Annotated in this window: 15 protein-coding genes; 7 read left to right on the top strand and 8 right to left on the bottom strand. The window is 61.5% G+C overall.

The window, feature by feature from the left end:
- Positions 1-10: 10 nt before the first annotated feature.
- Positions 11-1,333: an NAD(P)/FAD-dependent oxidoreductase gene (locus IHE39_RS17715; protein ID WP_192567409.1), complete on the bottom strand. Its 1,323-nt coding sequence runs from the start codon at positions 1,331-1,333 to the stop codon at positions 11-13.
- Between IHE39_RS17715 and IHE39_RS17710 the strand changes: the two genes are divergently transcribed.
- Positions 1,332-2,261, top strand: a complete 930-nt coding sequence (locus IHE39_RS17710) for a LysR family transcriptional regulator (RefSeq protein ID WP_192567408.1) — start codon at positions 1,332-1,334, stop codon at positions 2,259-2,261. The two genes, IHE39_RS17715 and IHE39_RS17710, sit on opposite strands and share 2 nt — an antisense overlap.
- 156 nt (positions 2,262-2,417) lie before the next feature.
- Entirely contained in the window at positions 2,418-3,242 is an 825-nt protein-coding gene (locus tag IHE39_RS17705; protein ID WP_192567407.1) for a transporter substrate-binding domain-containing protein, read from the top strand.
- A 407-nt stretch (positions 3,243-3,649) separates the two neighbouring features.
- Here IHE39_RS17705 and IHE39_RS17700 read toward each other — a convergent pair whose 3' ends face one another.
- Positions 3,650-4,522, bottom strand: coding sequence for a LysR family transcriptional regulator (locus tag IHE39_RS17700; protein ID WP_192567406.1), 873 nt, complete (start codon positions 4,520-4,522; stop codon positions 3,650-3,652).
- 136 nt (positions 4,523-4,658) lie between these two features.
- On the opposite strand from IHE39_RS17700, the gene IHE39_RS17695 reads away from it, so the two are divergent.
- The 3 genes from IHE39_RS17695 (at position 4,659) to IHE39_RS17685 (ending at position 8,205) form a co-directional block, all read left to right on the top strand.
- Positions 4,659-5,873 (top strand): CoA transferase, encoded by a 1,215-nt coding sequence (locus IHE39_RS17695; protein WP_192567405.1) that lies wholly within the window; start codon positions 4,659-4,661, stop codon positions 5,871-5,873.
- 21 nt (positions 5,874-5,894) lie between these two features.
- Positions 5,895-7,091 carry a 3-sulfinopropanoyl-CoA desulfinase gene (gene acdA / locus IHE39_RS17690; RefSeq protein WP_192567404.1) on the top strand — a complete coding sequence of 399 codons (1,197 nt, stop codon included), beginning with the start codon at positions 5,895-5,897 and terminating at the stop codon, positions 7,089-7,091.
- Between the two features lie 103 nt (positions 7,092-7,194).
- The gene (locus IHE39_RS17685) at positions 7,195-8,205 is read left to right on the top strand and encodes a YeiH family protein (protein WP_192567403.1); all 1,011 of its coding nucleotides are present in this window, start codon (positions 7,195-7,197) and stop codon (positions 8,203-8,205) included.
- Positions 8,206-8,266: 61 nt separating this feature from the next.
- Here IHE39_RS17685 and IHE39_RS17680 read toward each other — a convergent pair whose 3' ends face one another.
- The 6 genes from IHE39_RS17680 to IHE39_RS17655 form a co-directional block, all read right to left on the bottom strand.
- Positions 8,267-8,980 carry a gamma-glutamyl-gamma-aminobutyrate hydrolase family protein gene (locus IHE39_RS17680; protein WP_192567402.1) on the bottom strand — a complete coding sequence of 238 codons (714 nt, stop codon included), beginning with the start codon at positions 8,978-8,980 and terminating at the stop codon, positions 8,267-8,269.
- Between the two features lie 73 nt (positions 8,981-9,053).
- Positions 9,054-10,385, bottom strand: coding sequence for a tetratricopeptide repeat protein (locus tag IHE39_RS17675; protein WP_192567401.1), 1,332 nt, complete (start codon positions 10,383-10,385; stop codon positions 9,054-9,056).
- A gap of 136 nt (positions 10,386-10,521) precedes the next feature.
- Entirely contained in the window at positions 10,522-11,838 is a 1,317-nt protein-coding gene (locus IHE39_RS17670; protein ID WP_192567400.1) for a glutamine synthetase family protein, read from the bottom strand.
- Between the two features lie 94 nt (positions 11,839-11,932).
- Complete coding sequence (locus IHE39_RS17665; protein WP_192567399.1) at positions 11,933-13,366, bottom strand: APC family permease; 1,434 nt, start codon at positions 13,364-13,366, stop codon at positions 11,933-11,935.
- Positions 13,367-13,463: 97 nt separating this feature from the next.
- Positions 13,464-14,501 carry a 2Fe-2S iron-sulfur cluster-binding protein gene (locus IHE39_RS17660; RefSeq protein ID WP_192567398.1) on the bottom strand — a complete coding sequence of 346 codons (1,038 nt, stop codon included), beginning with the start codon at positions 14,499-14,501 and terminating at the stop codon, positions 13,464-13,466.
- On the bottom strand, positions 14,498-15,751 hold the full coding sequence (locus IHE39_RS17655) for a cytochrome P450 (protein ID WP_192567397.1): 1,254 nt from the start codon (positions 15,749-15,751) through the stop codon (positions 14,498-14,500). The genes IHE39_RS17660 and IHE39_RS17655 overlap by 4 nt, the downstream gene beginning before the upstream one ends.
- Positions 15,752-15,900: 149 nt before the next feature.
- Here IHE39_RS17655 and IHE39_RS17650 point away from each other — a divergent pair, with 149 nt between their 5' ends.
- Both IHE39_RS17650 and IHE39_RS17645 read left to right on the top strand, forming a co-directional pair.
- The gene (locus tag IHE39_RS17650) at positions 15,901-16,698 is read left to right on the top strand and encodes an alpha/beta fold hydrolase (protein ID WP_192567396.1); all 798 of its coding nucleotides are present in this window, start codon (positions 15,901-15,903) and stop codon (positions 16,696-16,698) included.
- Between the two features lie 23 nt (positions 16,699-16,721).
- Positions 16,722-17,813, top strand: coding sequence for a Zn-dependent alcohol dehydrogenase (locus IHE39_RS17645; protein WP_192567395.1), 1,092 nt, complete (start codon positions 16,722-16,724; stop codon positions 17,811-17,813).
- Positions 17,814-17,864: the final 51 nt, after the last annotated feature.

The following is a 17,864-nucleotide window of genomic DNA, read 5'->3' as shown; positions in this document are numbered from 1 at the left end:
GTCTCGTCCGTCATGCGGCAACTCCGATGCCAGCGAACCGACCCGGGTCGAACGCGGTGATGTCGAAAGCCGGGTGCTTGGCGCAGGCAAGCTGCGCGATCGCCCTGCCGGCAACCGGCCCCAGGCAGATGCCATCGCCCTCGAAGCCAGTAGCCAGATATGCATTCCTCAGACCCGGCAGCGCGCCGACCAGCGGCAGTCCATCAGCCACTGCAGTGCGCACACCGGCGAAGGCCCGGAGCAGGCGAACGCCGGCAAGGCCAGGCACCAAAGATACTGCGTCAGCGAGGATGCGCGAAACCGCGGCCAGATCGTTCGATTGTCCTGCGTCGCTGTCTTCCCTGGTGCCGCCGATGAGAAACTGTCCCGTTCCTAACGGATCGATGACAAGTCCGAATCCGCGGGAACGGGTGGCCAAATCGCCCGCCTGGCTGCCCTTGCTGAGCAAATACCGGCCCGACATGATCGCGCCGGGCATCGCCGCATTGAGAGCAGGCGCGCGCTCCGTCACCAACAACTGTCCTTTGCGCGGACGCAGGACACCATCGAGGCCAAGCAATCGTGCCGAGCCGTTGCCTGCCGCGATGATCACTGCGTCGGCCAGCACCACGCCCTTTTCAGTTGCCACACCGCGCACATACCCGTCATGATCGACCAGAAGGCGGTCCACGGTGGAGGCCCGCTCGACGATGACGCCAGCAGCCGTCAGCAGCCGATGGACGATCTTGTAACCGATGGCGTGACCCTCATCTTGGACCTCGATCGCCAGGCGCGCGTTGGGCGACAACACCGGGTAGCGTTGCCTCAGCCTCTCGCCCGCAAGCCTTTCAATGCCCACGCCGACGCTTGTCAGCGCTGTTGCATGCGTCTCCAGCAGCGCGCATTCGGCGTCCGAGGCAGCAACGATGAAACTCGAGCGCGTCTGGTAGACATCGGCAAATAGACCGTCCCGGGCAAGCTTGCGATAGAGCTCGATGCCGGCGAGCGCGGCAGACATCATTGGTCCCGGTCGCTTGCTTGCGACCGAAACGGCCCCATCGGCCGCCCCAGTTGCCTGCGCGGCGGGAGCTTGTGCCTCGAGCAGGCGTACTTTCACGCCTAGTTCGGTCAGAAAGTAGGCAGCCGACGCGCCGACGATGCCCGCCCCGACAATGATGGCCGATGATATGTGCGATGGAGCTGTCACGGATGAAGCGGCCCGGCTACTTGCGATGCCCAATACTGGCGGTGGCCGCGCCTGCCCGTCGATACAAGATCGCAGCCTTGGTTGTTCACGAAATTTGTATCGGCTAAAAGGATCTGATCCCCAATCATCCGCCTCCGGGGGAGCCATGGCGAAAATCAGCCTGACATTGATCCAGACATTCTATCAGGTCGCTAGGCACGGCTCCTTTTCCGCCGCCGCGCGCGAGCTGAATCTCAGCTACCAATCAGCGGCAAATCACGTGCGTCGCCTCGAACAGATCCTGAATGGCAGGCTGATCGATTCCGAGCAGGGTGCAAAACGGATTGCCCTGACGCCACGAGGACGGACGCTCTACAATCTGCTTCACCCCGAGTTGGACATCATGCTCGAACGGCTGACGAAGCTGATCGAGAACCAGCGGTCTTCCCTGCGCATAGGCATGCCACAGGCAATCTTCTTCTACCTGTTTCCCAAGGTGCTCTCACGCTTTCGTCAGAGTTTTCCGGAGCTCGAGCTCGACGTCTACGAGCGCGACACGGTCCTGGCCGAATTGGTGAAGAACGGCAGCCTCGATATCTGCATCTCGGAACGATATTTCGGCGATCCCATCGTACCTCAGCGGCTATTGGGCAGTTACCGGCTGAGCCTGGTCTACCCCCGTGCTTGGGGCCCGCCGCCAGACCAGAAGGACATTCCGCTGTGGACCCGTGGACGCCCGTTCATCACCTACGAACCAGGGCAAACCCTGCGCAACCTTTCCATCGATTATCTCAGCCGCAACGGGGCCGAGGTCCAGCCGCTGCTTTCCACCTCTGGCAGCTCCAGCGTCAAACGCTGCGTAGAAAACGGCTTGGGCTTCTCGATCATCCCGTTCTGGTGCATCCAGCCGGAGGATGTGGCGATCGAAAGCGTCAGGCTGTCCAACCTCCCCGAGGTTCGAGTCTATTTCGGCAATGCCGGCTTTCTTCAAAAACATCCCATGGTGCAGCAGCTCTTCGAAGATTGCCTGAGCGAGTTGGTCGGGACGTTCCTCGACCCCCCGCGAGACGAGGAATTCAGGCCGCCAGCCCTCTAGGCCTGGCAACATACAAGAAATGAGATAAGCACTTCTAGGTCTCTAGCATTGCTCGGGATCGCTTCCGGGATAGGCTGCCTTGAACCGCACGGACCGTGTCCAGCCGAGAGGGGACGGATGCACCAGGGTGGCCAGGAACAAGGGAGATCCAGACAAATGAAATTCTTCACAAAGATGTGCGGCGTTGCCGTCATGGCGCTGTCCATGATGGGGACGGTCGCCTCGGCTGGCACGATCGAGGACATTCGAGCCCGGGGCGTGCTGCGCGTCCCCGCGATCCTGAATGAGGTCCCATATTTCAACAAGGACCCGCGGACGGGCGAATGGCAAGGTTTCGTCATCGACATGGCGAACGACATTGCCAAGACCCTTGATGTCAAGGTTGAGATCGTAGAGTCTAGCTGGTCGAATGCCATCCTCGACGTCCAGAGCGGCAAGGTCGATTTGGCTTTTGCTGTTACGGCCACGCCTGCCCGCGCGATGTCGGTGTCGTTTTCCGACCCAACCTACTACAATAGCTTCATCATAGTTTCGTCTAAAGACGAACTCGCCAACAAGACCTGGGGCGAACTGAACGACCCGAAATACACATTCGCGGTTGATCTCGGCTCAGCCCAGGACCTCATCACGCAACAGTACCTGCCAAAAGCGAACATCCTGCGCTTCAAGACGCGTGATGAAGCTATCGTCGCTGTCACCACCGGCAAGGCCGATGGCCTCGTCAACACGATGCTAAACGGTCTGGTGATCTCGAAAAAGGCTCCCGGGATCGGCAGCGTTCGGGTTCCTACGCCGGTGCTGTCGACGCCTTCGGTGATCGCTCTGAATTACGGTGCGGACGATGTTTTCAGCAGCTTTGTATCGGCCTGGGCGGAATACAACCGTCGAATTGGCAACAACCAGACATGGATCGTCAAGAGCCTCGAACCCTCGGGCATTTCATTGGACGACATGCCGGTCGGCTTCGGCTTCGGCGGCTAACATAGCGATATGATCGCCGCTCGATCCTTCCCGCTAAAGGGGGAAGGATCGATGCCGTTAAGGCGCACACACACATTCGCTATGATTCGCGCTGATGGAACTGACCCCCGTTCTACCAAGCATGACAAGCCATGCCGTGCCGTTGGCGTCATGTATCGTCGCGACCACAATCTCTCCCGGGGGGCAAAGCTTCTCATAGAGCAACTACGGCCAGGGGGCTCCGGGGGCGACGCATCGGATTGAAGGCAACAGCTCACATAGTGCATGGCCCATGGAAATTGTCTTGTCCACCCGACGCTGCGTCTTCGCCCAAATAGGCGAGTGGCAAACGTTCTTGGCAGGTTCCGGCTCTATAAGCTGCAGTGGAGCCTGTTGCTGGACCTAGCCGGGCGATAGCGCCTTACCACTCAGCCATGACCAGTGAGCTGTTGAAGCTCACGCAAAAGGGTTTCCGCCAACCGTCGGCGTGGGCCTTTTTCAAGCATCATCATGATCAGGGAACGATGCTTCTGCGGCGTTCCGAACGGGATGCGCCGCAAGTGATTGCCGTTATCGGGCGCGCAAGCTCGGGTCGGCGTGATCGAGATGCCGAGCCCGTGCGCGACAAGAGATTCCACAGCTTCGATCGAATCGATCTCCATCACCGGCTGAACATGGATCTTGCGGTCGAGAAGATGCTGTTCGATCTGCTGTCCTGCCCAGGTTCGCCGGTTGAACCAGATGAAGGGATAAGCCCGCAGAATATCCTCGTCAGCGGCGTCGGCCATGGAAAGCGGGACGATGACATTCAGAGGTTCCTGGCAGATCGGGAAGGACGCCAGTCCATCCGGAAGGACGCGCGGCTCCGAAACAACCGCAAGGTCAATGTCCCGGCTACGCACGGCTTGGGCGAGTTCGCCCGAAAGTCCGCTGCGGATACGTACAAGCAGTTTGGGATGGGTGAGGCGAAGTCTGGCGAGCGCGGGTGGGATCAGGTTCACGAGCACCGATGGCACGACGCCGATCGTCACGGTGCCGACGAGACTGTCTTCGCTGGTTAGGGCGCGAATATCGTCAGCGATCTTGAGCATCCGCCTCGCATGCTCGACCAGCGCAAGACCGGTGTCGGTGAGCGTTGGCGGTCTTGAGGTGCGGTCTACGATCTGAAGCTGCAGTTCCTCCTCGAGCGTCTTGACCTGCAAGCTGATGGCCGAATGGCTGAGGCCCAGCGCGCTGGCCGCTGCGGTGAAACTGGGCTGTTCGGCGATAGCCACAATGGCCTGAAGAAAGCGAAGATTCATGGGTCACAAATAGCGTTAAATTTTCTCACACTAAAATAAATAATATCTCGCTGTTGTCTAGGTTTCATTCAATTTATGTCCTGCTCCGGTGGCGCCCGGGGAACCGTGGACGCGACGACTGGGCAGGAGGGGCAGCGTGCATATTCAAGGACCGCTCGCGGGCGTTCGCATTCTCGACCTGAGCCGGATTCTCGCCGGTCCGAGTTGCACCCAGCTTCTGGGCGATCTCGGTGCTGACGTGATCAAGATCGAAAAGCCCGGAGCCGGCGACGATACCCGCGCCTGGGGGCCGCCTTTTGTCGAAGACGAGAGCGGCAATGCCACAGGGGAAAGCGCCTATTACCTTTGCGCCAACCGCAACAAGCGCTCGGTCGCACTCGATATCGCCACCCAGGAAGGGGCGGATACCGTCCGCGAACTGCTGGCGCATTGCGACGTCCTGGTTGAGAATTTCAAGGTCGGCGGGCTCAAGAAGTACGGGCTTTCGTATGACGACCTGAAAGACCAATTTCCACGCCTGGTCTATTGTTCGATCACCGGTTTCGGCCAGACCGGCCCGAATTCCGACAAGCCGGGCTACGATCTACTCGCCCAGGGCTATGGCGGCATCATGAGCCTGACCGGCCCCGCCGACGGCGAGCCGACGAAAGTGGCGGTCGGCATAGCAGACGTCATGACCGGGATGTATGCGGCGACCGCCATTCTGGCTGCCCTGCGCCACAGCGAAATGTCCGGCCAGGGCCAACATATCGACATCGCCCTTGTCGATGCTCAGATCTCGTGGCTGATCAACGAGGGTACCAACTATCTGCTTTCGGCCAAGCTGCCGGTGCGCCGGGGCAACCAGCACCCCAACATCGTGCCGTATCAGGTTTTCGAAACCAGCGATGGCCACGTCATCGTGGCGGTGGGCAACGACAGCCAGTATCGGCGCTTTTGCGATCTCATCGAAGCCCCCGAACTTGGACACGACGAGCGCTTCGCGACCAACGCCGCCCGGCTGAAAAATCGCGAGACGCTCATCCCAATGATCGCGGAGAAGCTGCGTCTCCTCGCCAGGAACAGCCTGATTGCCGGCATGGAAGCAAACGGCATTCCCGGCGGACCGATCAATACGCTGCGAGACGTCTTCGACAGCGATCAGGTCGCAGCCCGGGACATGAAGATTTCCATGCCTCACCCGCTCGCAGGCGGCGGCGTTGTCGATCTGATCGGCAACCCGATCAAGATGTCGAAGACGCCGGTCACCTATCGTCGCCCGCCGCCGGTTTGCGGGGCAGACACCAAAGCCGTGCTCGACGAATTCTTGAACCAGCCCGCCGATCGCAAGCACCGGCCCGTTGCAAGCTAACCCCAGACGAGGAGACACTCGATGTTTCAGCTCAGCCCCGCTCAAAAGCTGCTTCAGGATCAAGCGCGCGATCTCGCCGAAGGCCATGTGCGTGCGCGTGCGGCGGAAGTCGACCTCACCGAAGAATACCCTTGGGACAACATCGAGAAGCTGACCAAGGCCGGTTTCATGGGCATGACGATTCCGAAGGAATATGGCGGTCGAGGGCTGACCTATCTGGATGCGGTCCTAGTGATCGAGCAAATGGCTCGGACCTGTGGGGTCACCGGACGCATCGTGGTCGAGGCCAACATGGGCGGCATCGGCGCGATCATGGCCTACGGTACTGACGACCAAAAAATGCAGGTGGCGCCTTACGTCCTTGCGGGCGACAAGCCGGCAATCTGCATCACCGAGCCAGGGGCAGGCAGTGCGGCAACAGAGATGACCACGACCGCGATCAAGAAAGGCGACCGCTACATTCTCAACGGCGAAAAACACTGGATCACCGGAGGCGGCGTCTCCAAGGTGCACCTGATCTTTGCCCGCGTCATTGAAAACGGCGAGGAACAGGGCATTGGCGGGTTCATCGCCATTCGTGGAGAATCGCAAGGCTTGCGGGTTGGCAAGCGCGAGCCGGCCATGGGCCTGCGCGGCATTCCCGAGACCCATCTGCATTTCGAGGATCTCGAGGTGCCCGAAGCCATGGTCGTGCGTCCGCCTCATGGCTTCCGCCGTGGCTTCGCCGCTTTGATGAGCGCTTACAACGCCCAGCGCGTCGGTGCTGCGACCGTGGCGCACGGGATCGCCCAAGGTGCCTTCGAGATCGCGCGCGACTACGCCAAGGCGCGCGAGCAGTTCGGTCGCCCGATTGCCGAGTTCCAGGGTCTGCAGTGGATGCTTGCGGATATGTCGATCGGCCTCGCCGCCTCGCAGGCGCTTATCTACAAGGCGGCGATCAATGCCGGGACCGGCTTTCCCAGCATGCAGGAAGCTGCCCAGGCCAAAATCCTTGCATCCGAGACGGCGATCAAGGTTGCCAACGATGCGCTGCAGATCCATGGCGCGATGGGTTATTCACGCAATTTGCCCATGGAACGCATGGTTCGTGATGCGCGCATGTTCACGATAGGCGGCGGCACGGCGCAGATGCTGCGCAATCAGGTCGCCTCGGCAGTTCTCGAGATGAAGCTGCCGCAGTCGCGCGACGGTTATCGCGACCTTGCGGAAAAGGCGTGAAAGCCGATCCGGCTGACCTGAACACCCCCCACAGAACAAGGAAGGCAAGGCCGATGGAGCCCAGCCTCGATCCTGGAGCCTATTTCGGTGGAGCTGGACGGCAATGACGACCTTGGTCTGGCCCCGCTTTCTGACGCCCGAGGGCGCGCGCGAAATCATGCCCGGCATGGTGCTTTGCCTGACGGTCGCGATGGCGGCAACCTTTCTGAGCACTCACTATGGCGCGCCTGTCATGCTGTTTGCCTTGTTGTTGGGAATGGCGTTCAACTTCATTGATCCGGCTGGAAAGTTCATTCCCGGTGTGGCCCTGGCTTCCCGTTCGGTTCTGCGGATCGGCGTGGCGCTGCTTGGAGCGCGGATCACGCTTTCGGACATGATGGCGCTTGGACCTCTCCCGATTTTTCTGGCGATCGGGGGCCTGGCGACAACCATCCTGCTGGGCCTAGGCCTCGGCCGGTTTTTTGGTCGCCCGGCCGCATTCGGCATCCTCAGTGGCGGTGCGGTCGGAATTTGCGGCGCTTCGGCAGCGTTGGCGCTGACATCGGTTTTGCCCAAGGGAGAGCGCGGCATATCCGAGCGTGACACGATTTTCACCGTTGTCGCCGTGACTGCGCTGAGCACGGTCGCCATGATCGCCTATCCTGTCTTGGCTTCATTTTTCGGCTTCGATAACAGGCTGTCCGGCATCTTCATCGGGGCGACCGTGCACGATGTGGCCCAGGTGGTCGGCGCCGGCTACTCGATCTCGCAGGAGGCGGGCGACGCGGCCACCATCGTCAAGCTGTTGCGCGTCGCCATGCTGGTGCCCGTGGTCGCTACCATCACCCTTCTCATGACCCGTTCGGGACTGGGCACGCGCGCCAGATTTCCGCTTTTCCTGTTAGGCTTCGTATTGTTGGTGATCATCAACAGTGTCGGTCTGATACCAGCGCAGGCTTCAACAGTCCTGGCCGATGCGTCGCGATGGGCGCTGGTGATAGCCATAGCCGGGCTTGGCATGAAAACGTCGCTGAAGGATTTCTTCGAAGTCGGCCCCCGGGCCATGGCGATCATTGTGGCGGAAACCGTGTGGATCGCAGCTTTCGCCGCAATCGTCCTTTCCACCCTCGCCTGACAACTATCCCGGTCCATTGGCAAGCTGCTGCACGCCCGCGGCAGATTGCGAAAGCCCTGGTCTAGCCGAGCATTCGGCCGAAGATCGAAAAGACCGCCTTCGACACGCGGCTCTCGACGCTCATCTCGGGATGCCATTGCACGGCGAAGATAGGGTGGTCGACAGCCGCGACTGCTTCCACGACACCATCCGGCGCCAGGGCTTCGATGCGAAGGCCATCACCGAGCGTCGCAACGCCTTGATAGTGGATGGAATTGATCTCCACCATGCCCGTTCCAAGCTCCCGGTGAAGCAGGCCGTCCGGCGCGACATCAAGCGAATGGCTCCAGGAAAACTGGCCCGGGCCGTCGGTTCCGGCCGGGGCGTGATGGCGCAACATCCGGTCCTCTGCACCAAGCCCGTCCTGCAGCGTGCCGCCCAGGGCGACATTGATTTCCTGCAGGCCCCGGCAAATCCCCAGCACCGGAAGCCGGCGGGCCTTGGCCTCCAGGATGAGATCAAGGGCAACGTGATCGCGGGAAGGGTCGAACGGGCCGGCGCCGGCGCTCGCGCCATACCGTGCCGGCTCGATGTTCGACGGACTGCCGGTAAGGATGATGCCATCGAGCTTCGCCAGGACAGAACCTGCCCGGGCCGCTGTGGGGATGGGCGGAATCAGAACAATGTCGGCGTCGAGCTGCTCCGAGATTCCGCTCACATAGCGGCTGGGCAAATACACGCCCGGCTCGCCCCGGAAATCGCATGAACAGGACATGACGCCGATGCAAGGACGCATGGTGAAATTCTCCTTGTGGTGTGTGGACGATGCCAACTACCGGCGCGGCCGGTTTCGCGGGCCAGGCGGCTGGTCAGTGCGCTGCGGCTTCCGAACCGCGCTTGCGGAAGAAGTCTGTCAGCGGGCTTTCGGGTTTCATCAGGCTGCGCTCGGCAATCAGGCCTTCAACCATCGCCCGGTCACCGGAGCGGATCGCGGCTTCCATCAATGTCAGGTTGATGACGTCGCGCTGCGCGATCGAGCCTCCGAACAGATGCGCCGAATGCCGCGCTTTGGAGATGAGTGTTTTGGCAGTCGCGTAGTCCTGCCGACCGAAAGCGTGAAACCCCTTCACGATCGAGAGCCCGGCAGTGCGGATGACGATGGAACTGGTGCTTGGCCCTTCGGCATTGGCTTCCATGGCGGCGATCAGCGCCTGCGCTTCGGCCTCTCGGCCTGTCGCGGCAAAAGCCATCATCGCGTGCATGTCGTTGAAAGCGATATAGGCTTGATCGATTACTTCGGTGTAGCGTTCGGCTACGGGGGTCCAGCGGTCGCCACAATCCACTCCGTCCATCGCCAGCCGCCACAGCATCGCGGCGCTGTCATGCATGTCCATCAGCGCCGAATCCCTAGTGACCGTCATATAGCGGTCGTGGATCGCCAGCGCCTTGTCGAAATCGCAGTTCTCCAGGTGATAGAGATTGAGATGCCAGCGGTTGTGGATCGAAAGGTAGTTCTCGCCCGCCCAGTTTTCCTCGCAGCGCTCCATGAATGAGATGCCAAGCTCGGTCTTGCCCTGCATTTCGTAGCAGTGCGCCAACCCGTGCACGCCCCATGTATCCCGCGGGTTCAGCGCGACGCAGCGCAACGCCATCTCTTCGGCTTGGGCATAATGGCCCGATTCCTCCAGCCCGAACGCCAGCATTCCAAGGATGTAGGAGTACTCCGGGTCGGCCTCGCTCCAATGACGGATGATCCGCGCGGGGCGATCGCGTGTGGAACTCGCAGAGCCCAGGAGGAAATCGGTCTGGTGGCCGAATTGCAGCGCGCAGAGGTCGCGCGGGCAGTTGAGCAGAATGTCGGCATAAGCCTGCGAGGCGGCGTAGAAATCACCCGAAAGCCAAAGCTTGATTGCCTTGATATGACCAAGCTCGCGCCTGTTGGCTTGCGGCGCGAGACGCTCGAGCAACGCAAATTCACGCGCAAGATCTGCCTGATAACGCTTGTCTGAGGCGGTAAGAAGCAGTCCCGCCTGAAAGCAGCGTCCCATGATGAAGTCGGGGTCCTCGGCCAGTACCGCTGCGATCATCGCCCCGGGATCGGGTGCATAGCCCAGCATTCGCACCGCCGCGGCATGAAAGGCATCAACCGATGCCCTGTTGCCGTGCGACACGGCTGCGCCAAAACCGTCGATCAGACCCATCGTTCAACTCCTCGGCTCAGGCCACCGGACACGCCAGGGCATTTCCAGTTTGATCGCTTCGGCCCCCCGGGCTTCAAGTGCACGCGAGGGGGTCGTCTGGGCTGTCTGCGCAGGCCAGAGCCTGCGCAGAGTCTTCTCAGAGGTTGCCCATGTAGCGGTCGCGTTCGACAGGGGTGACTTGCCGATGGACGAAGTCCCGCTCACGCTCGGCCTGCTGGACCAGGATCGCCAGGCCGTCGCCCATTACCCTTTCCATGAAAGCCGAAGCCTTGGCCAATTCGATCGCCTTGTCGATGGTGGTGGGCACAGGGTCGGCATCGGTCCGCTTCGAGGCATCGCCAGTGGTCGGCTCGCCCTTGGGCGACATGTGCTGCTCGATGCCGTCGAGGCCGGCGGCCAGTTCGCAGGCGAGCAGGTAGTAGGGATTGCAGTCAGCCGCCCCGTCCCGCTTTTCGATCCGCACCGCACTGTCCTTGCCCTCGATGATCCGCAACGCCACGGTTCTGTTGTCGAAGCCCCAGGCGGTGTTGATCGGGCAGAACAAGCCCGGTACCCGGCGTCGATAGGCGTTGGGCGTCGTTGAGACAGCCAAGGACATCTCGGCCATCCGCGCCTGCATTCCCGCAAGGAACGACAGGCCCAGCTTGTTGATGGTGCCGTCATTGGCGAAGGCGTTCTTGCCGTCTTTCCACAACGAATAATGGGTATGGAAGCCAGATCCAGATTGGTCGATGAACGGCTTGGCCATGAAGGTGGCCAGATATCCTGCGCGCCGCGCAATGTCCTTGATCATGTTGCGGAACAGGATCACCCGATCGGCCCCGATCAAAGCCTCGTCATAGCGGATGTTCACTTCAACCTGTCCGGCCGCATATTCGGGGTTTGATTGTTCGATCGGAATGCCGATGGCCGTCAAATGGTTGCGGATCGGGCCAAGCACGTGTTCAAGTTCGGCCGAACGATTGATGCCGTAGACCTGATTGTCTTTTACTTTCGGCAACTTGGTTTCCGGGTCGACCAGGTAGAATTCAAGCTCGGTGCCGACCAGCACGTCAAAGCCCATGGCCTTGGCGCGCTCGACCTGGCGCTTGAGCACATTGCGCGGGTCGACCGGAACCGGCTTGTGATCCATGCCTTCGGTATAGGCGAGGCAGATCGCCACGCCTTCTTCCCAAGGACAGGCGACCGGGGCGGCCAGCGGAAACATGTGAATGTCCGGATAGCCGTTGTCGAAACCGCAGAACGGCGTTTCCCAGATGTCGCAGGTCATGTCCATCGCAAACATCGCTCCGATGATCGCGATGCCGTTCTCGCAGGCTGACGGCCAATGCGCCGCCGGAATGCGCTTGCCGCGCATGATACCGTTCATGTCGCCGAATCCGAACGACACGGTATGAGTGCCCGGGGGCAGGTCGAAGATGGGCTTGCTGTGATTGCTTGCTTGATTGCTCATCGCTGCTTCATTGGCGACCTGCCGGCCACCGCTCCCTAATTTTCTGGTTGCTGCGGCCGCCGGAGGTCGACTCCGGCGGCGTGGTCTTTTGACGTCAGTTGAATACGCGGCCGAGGTTCGCGTATGTCTGGGGTCGGGCGGTCCTCAGCCAGCGGGCAAACACGATGCCAATCACGCCGATCCCGGCGATGATGATCGGATAGGCCTGGACGAAGATCGATTCCGAGCCACTGACCAGCGCCAGATGGCTGGCCATCAGGTAGAGGCAAGACGCCAGGGCGATCGTCGACAGCGCCGGAGCGATCAGCCGCCGCCAGGCATTCACGCCGCGATGATCCTTGCTGAAAAACGCGATCACCGAAACCGAGACCACACACTGGATCATCAAGATGCCAATAGCCGTGAAGGCCGAGCACAGGCCGACAATCACTTCCGGCTTCAGCCCCGCCAGGGCGAACACCAGCACGATCGCAGCCACCATGATCATTTGCACGATGCCGGCGGTCTGCGGCGACTGATGTTCGGCATGGGTCGCGGCCATCTTGGCGTTCAAAAGCCCTTCACGCGCGATCACGAAGAAATAGCGGTTGATCGTATTGTGGAACGACAGGACGCAGGCAAAGAGGCTGGTGATCATCAAGACTTGCAGCACCACACCGGAAAAGCCGCCGAGATGCTTTTCCATCGAGACCTGATAGAGCCCGGTGAAATTTGCCTCTGCCGCCGCAACGATGTTCGTGGGGCCGTAATCAAGCGCGATGGCCCAAGTCGAAAACGCGTAGAAGACCGCGATGATGGCGACAGCCAGATAGGTGGCGATGGGGATGGTCTTGCGCGGTTCGCGAGCCTCCTCGCCAAAGATCGTGGTGGCCTCGAAGCCGATGAACGCGGAGACGATGAACACCAACGCAAGGCTCAGATTGCCTGAGTTCACCGCACTGAACCCGAACGGCGCCAGAGTGATGCCCTCCGGTCCCCCGCCGTTGACCAGAATGGCGATGCCCAGCAGGGACAAGACCACCACCTCGGCGATCATGAACACGCCCAGCACGCGGCCCGAAAACTCGATCTTGCGCATGCCGCAGAGATAGACCCCTACGTTGAGCATGAGGCAATAGATCCACCAGGGAATGTCGAGCCCGGTGTACTGCGTTACGATTGCATTTGAGAAGATGCCGAACAGCGTCATCGCCATGAGCTGGACCGCGATGTAGGACGCGATCGAGATCAGCGCGCCGCCGACGCCCATAGGCTTGCCGAGACCCTTGGCGATGTAGGGGTAAAAGGACACCGCCCCGCCGATATGGGCGCTCATTGTGGTGAACCCGACGCTGAACAGCAGATACATCGCGCCCACCAGAATGAAGGTCAGCGGAACACCCGTGCCGTTTCCGGCAGCGAAAGCATAAGGCGAAACGCCCACCACCACCGCCAGTGGCGCGGCGGCTGCGACGACGAAAAAGACGATGTGCCAGATGCCCATGGCATCTTTGCGCAGCTGTCCGCTGCCCGCCTCCAGAATAGACATGAACTTCCCTCCCTTATGGTTTCATTCGCCTCTTCCGCCGCATCCCTCCAGACACGACGAAGGCATAGTCACGTGCCGGCTGTTGCTCCTGCGCGCATCAGACCTCCAGCACCAGATCGGAGGTCGGCTGCGCGCAGCAGAGCAGCACATACCCCTCGCTAGGCCGCTCGAACGGCTCGACCGGATAGTCGAAATCGCCGCTCACCACGCGTGTCTTGCAGCTTTCGCAGCTACCGGCGCGGCAGGAATAATCGGGATAGAGGCCCTGCTCCTCGGCAAAATCCAGAAGCGAGGGGGCATCAGCGGACCAGCGCGCCGAGACTCCGGACTTGGTGAACGTCACGAGGGGGCCGTCGCTCGTGCCGTTGCTAGGAGCATGGCGCGGGGTGAAGTCGGAAGAGGGCCCAAACAGCTCATAGCGGATATCTTCGGCCCTGACGCCCAGGTCCAGCGCCATGTCATAGGCGCGTTGCATGAAGGCGCCCGGCCCACAGAGATAAACCTCACAACCGGCCCCGGGCAGAAGTGCTGCCAGTCGGTCACGGTCCAGGTCGCCCGTGCTGTCGCAGCCGGCACAATCGGAGGTGCCGTACTTATAGCAAATATGCACGCTCATGTTCGCCGCCCGCGCCGCCAGTTCGCGGATCTCCTGTCCAAATGCATGATGTGCGCCATCGCGGCAGACATGGACAAAGGCCACACGCCGCGCCGAGCCTGCCAATTCCTTGGCCAGCAGCATCATCGGCGTGATCCCTACCCCGCAGCTGAACAGCAGCACCGGCTTGTCGGAGCCTTCGCGCAACCGAAACTCGCCGCGCGGCGCCGAAGCGCGCAGGACATCGCCCGGCTTCACCTCATCGTGCAGCCAGTTTGAAACGTATCCCGGCGGCAGAGCGGGCTGCCCTTTAGGTGCCCCCTCGCGCTTGACCGTCAGCCGGAACGCTCCGTCGGAAAGCCCGGAAACCGAATACTCGCGCCGCAACGCACAGCTGCCATCGCCAACAAGCGCCTCGATGATCAGATGCTCGCCACCGCGCGCTGTCATGGCGCCCTCGGGGCGCAGCCAGAAAGACGAGATGCCGACGGCTTCTTCGTGCCGCGACAGGACGGTGTAGGCGTGAAACTTGCCGGTCATGCCGAAAGCCGCACATTCAGGTGCTCGACCCCGTTGACGAAGTTCGTCTGCACATATTCCGGTTCGCCCACAATCTCGATCTTGAGGTTGCGGTCGAGGATTTCGTTGACAAGCTCGATCAGTTCCAGTCGTGCCAGCCCCGCGCCAAGGCAAGTATGCACGCCGCCGCCGCCGAACCCGGCATGAATCGGCAGCTTGGGCCGCGTCACATCAAAACGAAGTGCATCGGGAAAGCGTGTCTCGTCGAAATTGGCCGAGGCATACCACATCACCACCTTGTCGCCGCGTTTGATCGGCGTGCCTGACAGTTCGGTATCGCGGGTGGCGGTGCGGCGGAAGTAGAGGATGGGCGAAGAATAGCGCACGACCTCCTCCACCGCATTCGACACGAGGTCGCGATTGTGGCGCAGCATCTCGAACTGATCGGGATGCTTGGCGACAAGCAACGCCAGATGCGACATCGCCGTGCGCGTCGTCTCGTTGCCGGCAAAGATCAGCAGGCGGAAGAAATTGGTGTACTCGTTGTCGGTCAGCCGCTCGCCCTCGATCTCGGTCGAGACCAGCTGGGACACCAGGTCGTCCTGAGGCACAGCGCGGCGCTCCTCACCCAGTTTGCGGGCATATTCGCTCAGCGCGTGGGCGGCCGGGCTGTTGAAGGGTAAAAGCCGCAGCGGCGTGGTGTTGCCATAGGCATGCGGATCCAGCGGTTCGGCCGATGTGCCGGCGACCAGATGGTCCGTCAATTCGATCATCAGGTCTCGGTCGGCCTCGGGCACGCCAAGCATGTCGCAGATGATGCCGATCGGGATCGGTTTCGACAGCCCCCCGACCCAGTCGCCGCCGCCTTGCGCCTGCATGGCGCCCAAAAGATCGGCCGCGCGCTTGCGCACCGTGGGGATGTAGCGCTGGATCGCACGGGGAATGAAGCCGGGGTTCACGAGCCGCCGGAGGCGGCTATGCATCGGCGGATCCATGTCGATCATCGAGGCGCGCGCCTCCAGGGCGTCATCGTCGATCGAATAGATCTGGATGTGACCCACAGCCGAGCTGAACAGCTCGGTATCGCGGGACACTGCAACGACATCGTCGAACCGGCCGACCGACCAGAAACCATCCGTTTCCGAGCCATCGATCGGATTCCACGCCAGCCCCTTCATGGCACGCAACCGCGCGAAAGCGGCCTGTGGAATGCCGGCATCGAACAACGCCGGATTGGACAAATCCCAAGCAAGTGTTTGCCGTTGCTGCATGAATCCTCCCTGTGCCGCGGCCGTCCAATTCCTCCCTGGCGGCCACATTTCCATTGCTTAGCAGCACTGAATTCAGTATTCAATACCTTGTTGCAGAGACGGCGGCGGAACTTTTGGTCCAGAAATCCAGCTGTCGGGAGGAGACTTTCATGCCCACATACAAGCGCGGTATCGACCTCCCGTGCTATGTCGAAGCAGGCGTCGGCAGCCCTGTGGTGTTCCTGCACAGCATGGCTGGATCGGCGGATTCCTGGTGGCCGCAGATCGAGACCTTGCGCGGGACGCATCGCTGCGTCGCCTGGGACATGCCCGGTTACGGCGGCTCGGCAGCGATCTCCGAAACCACTCCGATGGCCGAGATGGCCGATCTTCTTGCCCAGTTCCTGCGCGAGAAGCTGCAGGTCGAGCGAGCGCATCTTGTGGGGCTGTCGGTGGGTGGAATGATTCTGCAGTCGTTCGGCGCGCGCCACCCGGACATGGCTGCGAGCCTGACAATCATGGACAGTTCGCCAAAATTCGCTTTTGGATCGTCCATGCGGCCCGAAGAGTTCATCGAACCGATCCTCGCGCAGCTCGCCAGCGGCATCGCGGTGCACCAATTCGCCGATGGAATGGTTCGCGCCATCATGGCGCCCGACACGCCCGAGGCGATCCGCGCTGCGGGCGTCGGAGCTATGGCGCGCGCCCGTCCCGAAGGGCTTGCCTTGTGCACCCGGCTTATCGGCGGACATGACGGGCTTGAAGACCTGCCGCGCATCGCAACACCCACATTGGTACTGGTCGGCGAGAAGGACGGAGAAACGCCACCGTCCTATTCGGCCGAGATCGCTGCGCGCATCGGCGGTGCCGAGATGCAGGTGATCCCCGGTGCGGGGCATCTGTCGAATGTAGAAAACACGGCTGCCGTCAACACCGCGCTCACAGCATTCCTGAACCGCCACCGCTGAGCCTTTCAGCCAAGGGATTTTCAATGAAAGCCGCAGTCCTGCGCGCCTTCGGCGCACCGCTCGAGATCGAGACCGTCAGTCACGCCAATCCCGGTTTCAGGGAGGTCCTGGTGGAGGTCGCAGCCACTGGGCTTTGCCACACTGACCTGCATTTCATGCAAGGCCATTTGCCAGTGCCGGTGCCGGCGATCCTTGGCCATGAGACGGCCGGCGTGGTGTTGGCCGTGGGCGCGGGGGTCTCTGCCTTCGCGCCAGGCGACCACGTTGTCGGTTGCCTTTCGGCCTTTTGCGGCGGCTGTGAATTCTGCCTCTCGGGCCGCCCCTCGATCTGCGAGGGTGGCGATCATCTGGTGCGGACTGAGGAAGAGCCCTCGCGCCTGTCATCAGCTGGCCATGCTGTCACCCAGTTCATGAATCTCTCGGCCTTTGCCGAGCGGCTCCTCGTGCACGAGAACGCCATCGTGAAGATCGACAAGGCAATGCCGCTCGACCGCGCAGCGCTGATTGGTTGTGGTGTGACCACGGGCTTTGGCGCGGTGGTGCATACGGCAAATGTTCAGGCCGGCCAGTCCGTCGCGGTGGTCGGCTGCGGAGCGGTCGGGCTGTCGATTCTGCAAAGTGCGCGCATTGCCGGTGCGGTGGATGTGATCGCCATCGATATCAATGACGCCCGGCTGGAAACGGCCCGCCGTTTCGGCGCAACTGCCTCGATCAATCCCACCGGGCGAGATGTGGTGGCTGAGGTGCGGGCGCTTACCGACAACAAGGGTGTGCATGTGGCCTATGAGGCGGTCGGAACGCCGAAACTGGTGGAGCAGTCCTTCCTCATGACCCGCAAGGGCGGCACGACAGTGATGGTCGGCCTGATGGGCGACGGCGCGCGGATAGACCTGCCTTTCGCTCACTTCATTGCCGAACGCCGTGTGATGGGCTGCGATATGGGTTCCAACCAGTTCCGCACCGACGTGCCGCGGCTGGTGCGGCTTTACCTCGACGGGCGGCTCAACCTGGACGATATGATCACCGCGCGCATCCCGCTTGCCGGCATCAACGAGGGTTTCGAGGCGATGAAGCGCGGTGACGGCATCCGCACGGTCATCGATTTCCACGGCTGACGACTTGCCGCACAGAAATCTTGCCCGCATATGGCAATAGTGCAAACCTAA

Source organism: Aminobacter carboxidus (genome assembly GCF_014863355.1).
GTDB classification, from domain to species: domain Bacteria; phylum Pseudomonadota; class Alphaproteobacteria; order Rhizobiales; family Rhizobiaceae; genus Aminobacter; species Aminobacter carboxidus.
This window is presented reverse-complemented; position numbering and strand designations above follow the sequence as displayed.

What these genes read in the sequence shown, in the direction of transcription:
- IHE39_RS17710 (WP_192567408.1), top strand. Translation starts at nt 1,332, where the DNA reads ATGGCGAAAATCAGCCTGACATTGATCCAGACATTCTATCAGGTCGCT.
- IHE39_RS17715 (WP_192567409.1), bottom strand. Translation starts at nt 1,333, where the DNA reads ATGGCTCCCCCGGAGGCGGATGATTGGGGATCAGATCCTTTTAGCCGA.
- IHE39_RS17705 (WP_192567407.1), top strand. Translation starts at nt 2,418, where the DNA reads ATGAAATTCTTCACAAAGATGTGCGGCGTTGCCGTCATGGCGCTGTCC.
- IHE39_RS17700 (WP_192567406.1), bottom strand. Translation starts at nt 4,522, where the DNA reads ATGAATCTTCGCTTTCTTCAGGCCATTGTGGCTATCGCCGAACAGCCC.
- acdA (WP_192567404.1), top strand. Translation starts at nt 5,895, where the DNA reads ATGTTTCAGCTCAGCCCCGCTCAAAAGCTGCTTCAGGATCAAGCGCGC.
- IHE39_RS17685 (WP_192567403.1), top strand. Translation starts at nt 7,195, where the DNA reads ATGACGACCTTGGTCTGGCCCCGCTTTCTGACGCCCGAGGGCGCGCGC.
- IHE39_RS17680 (WP_192567402.1), bottom strand. Translation starts at nt 8,980, where the DNA reads ATGCGTCCTTGCATCGGCGTCATGTCCTGTTCATGCGATTTCCGGGGC.
- IHE39_RS17675 (WP_192567401.1), bottom strand. Translation starts at nt 10,385, where the DNA reads ATGGGTCTGATCGACGGTTTTGGCGCAGCCGTGTCGCACGGCAACAGG.
- IHE39_RS17670 (WP_192567400.1), bottom strand. Translation starts at nt 11,838, where the DNA reads ATGAGCAATCAAGCAAGCAATCACAGCAAGCCCATCTTCGACCTGCCC.
- IHE39_RS17665 (WP_192567399.1), bottom strand. Translation starts at nt 13,366, where the DNA reads ATGTCTATTCTGGAGGCGGGCAGCGGACAGCTGCGCAAAGATGCCATG.
- IHE39_RS17660 (WP_192567398.1), bottom strand. Translation starts at nt 14,501, where the DNA reads ATGACCGGCAAGTTTCACGCCTACACCGTCCTGTCGCGGCACGAAGAA.
- IHE39_RS17655 (WP_192567397.1), bottom strand. Translation starts at nt 15,751, where the DNA reads ATGCAGCAACGGCAAACACTTGCTTGGGATTTGTCCAATCCGGCGTTG.
- IHE39_RS17650 (WP_192567396.1), top strand. Translation starts at nt 15,901, where the DNA reads ATGCCCACATACAAGCGCGGTATCGACCTCCCGTGCTATGTCGAAGCA.
- IHE39_RS17645 (WP_192567395.1), top strand. Translation starts at nt 16,722, where the DNA reads ATGAAAGCCGCAGTCCTGCGCGCCTTCGGCGCACCGCTCGAGATCGAG.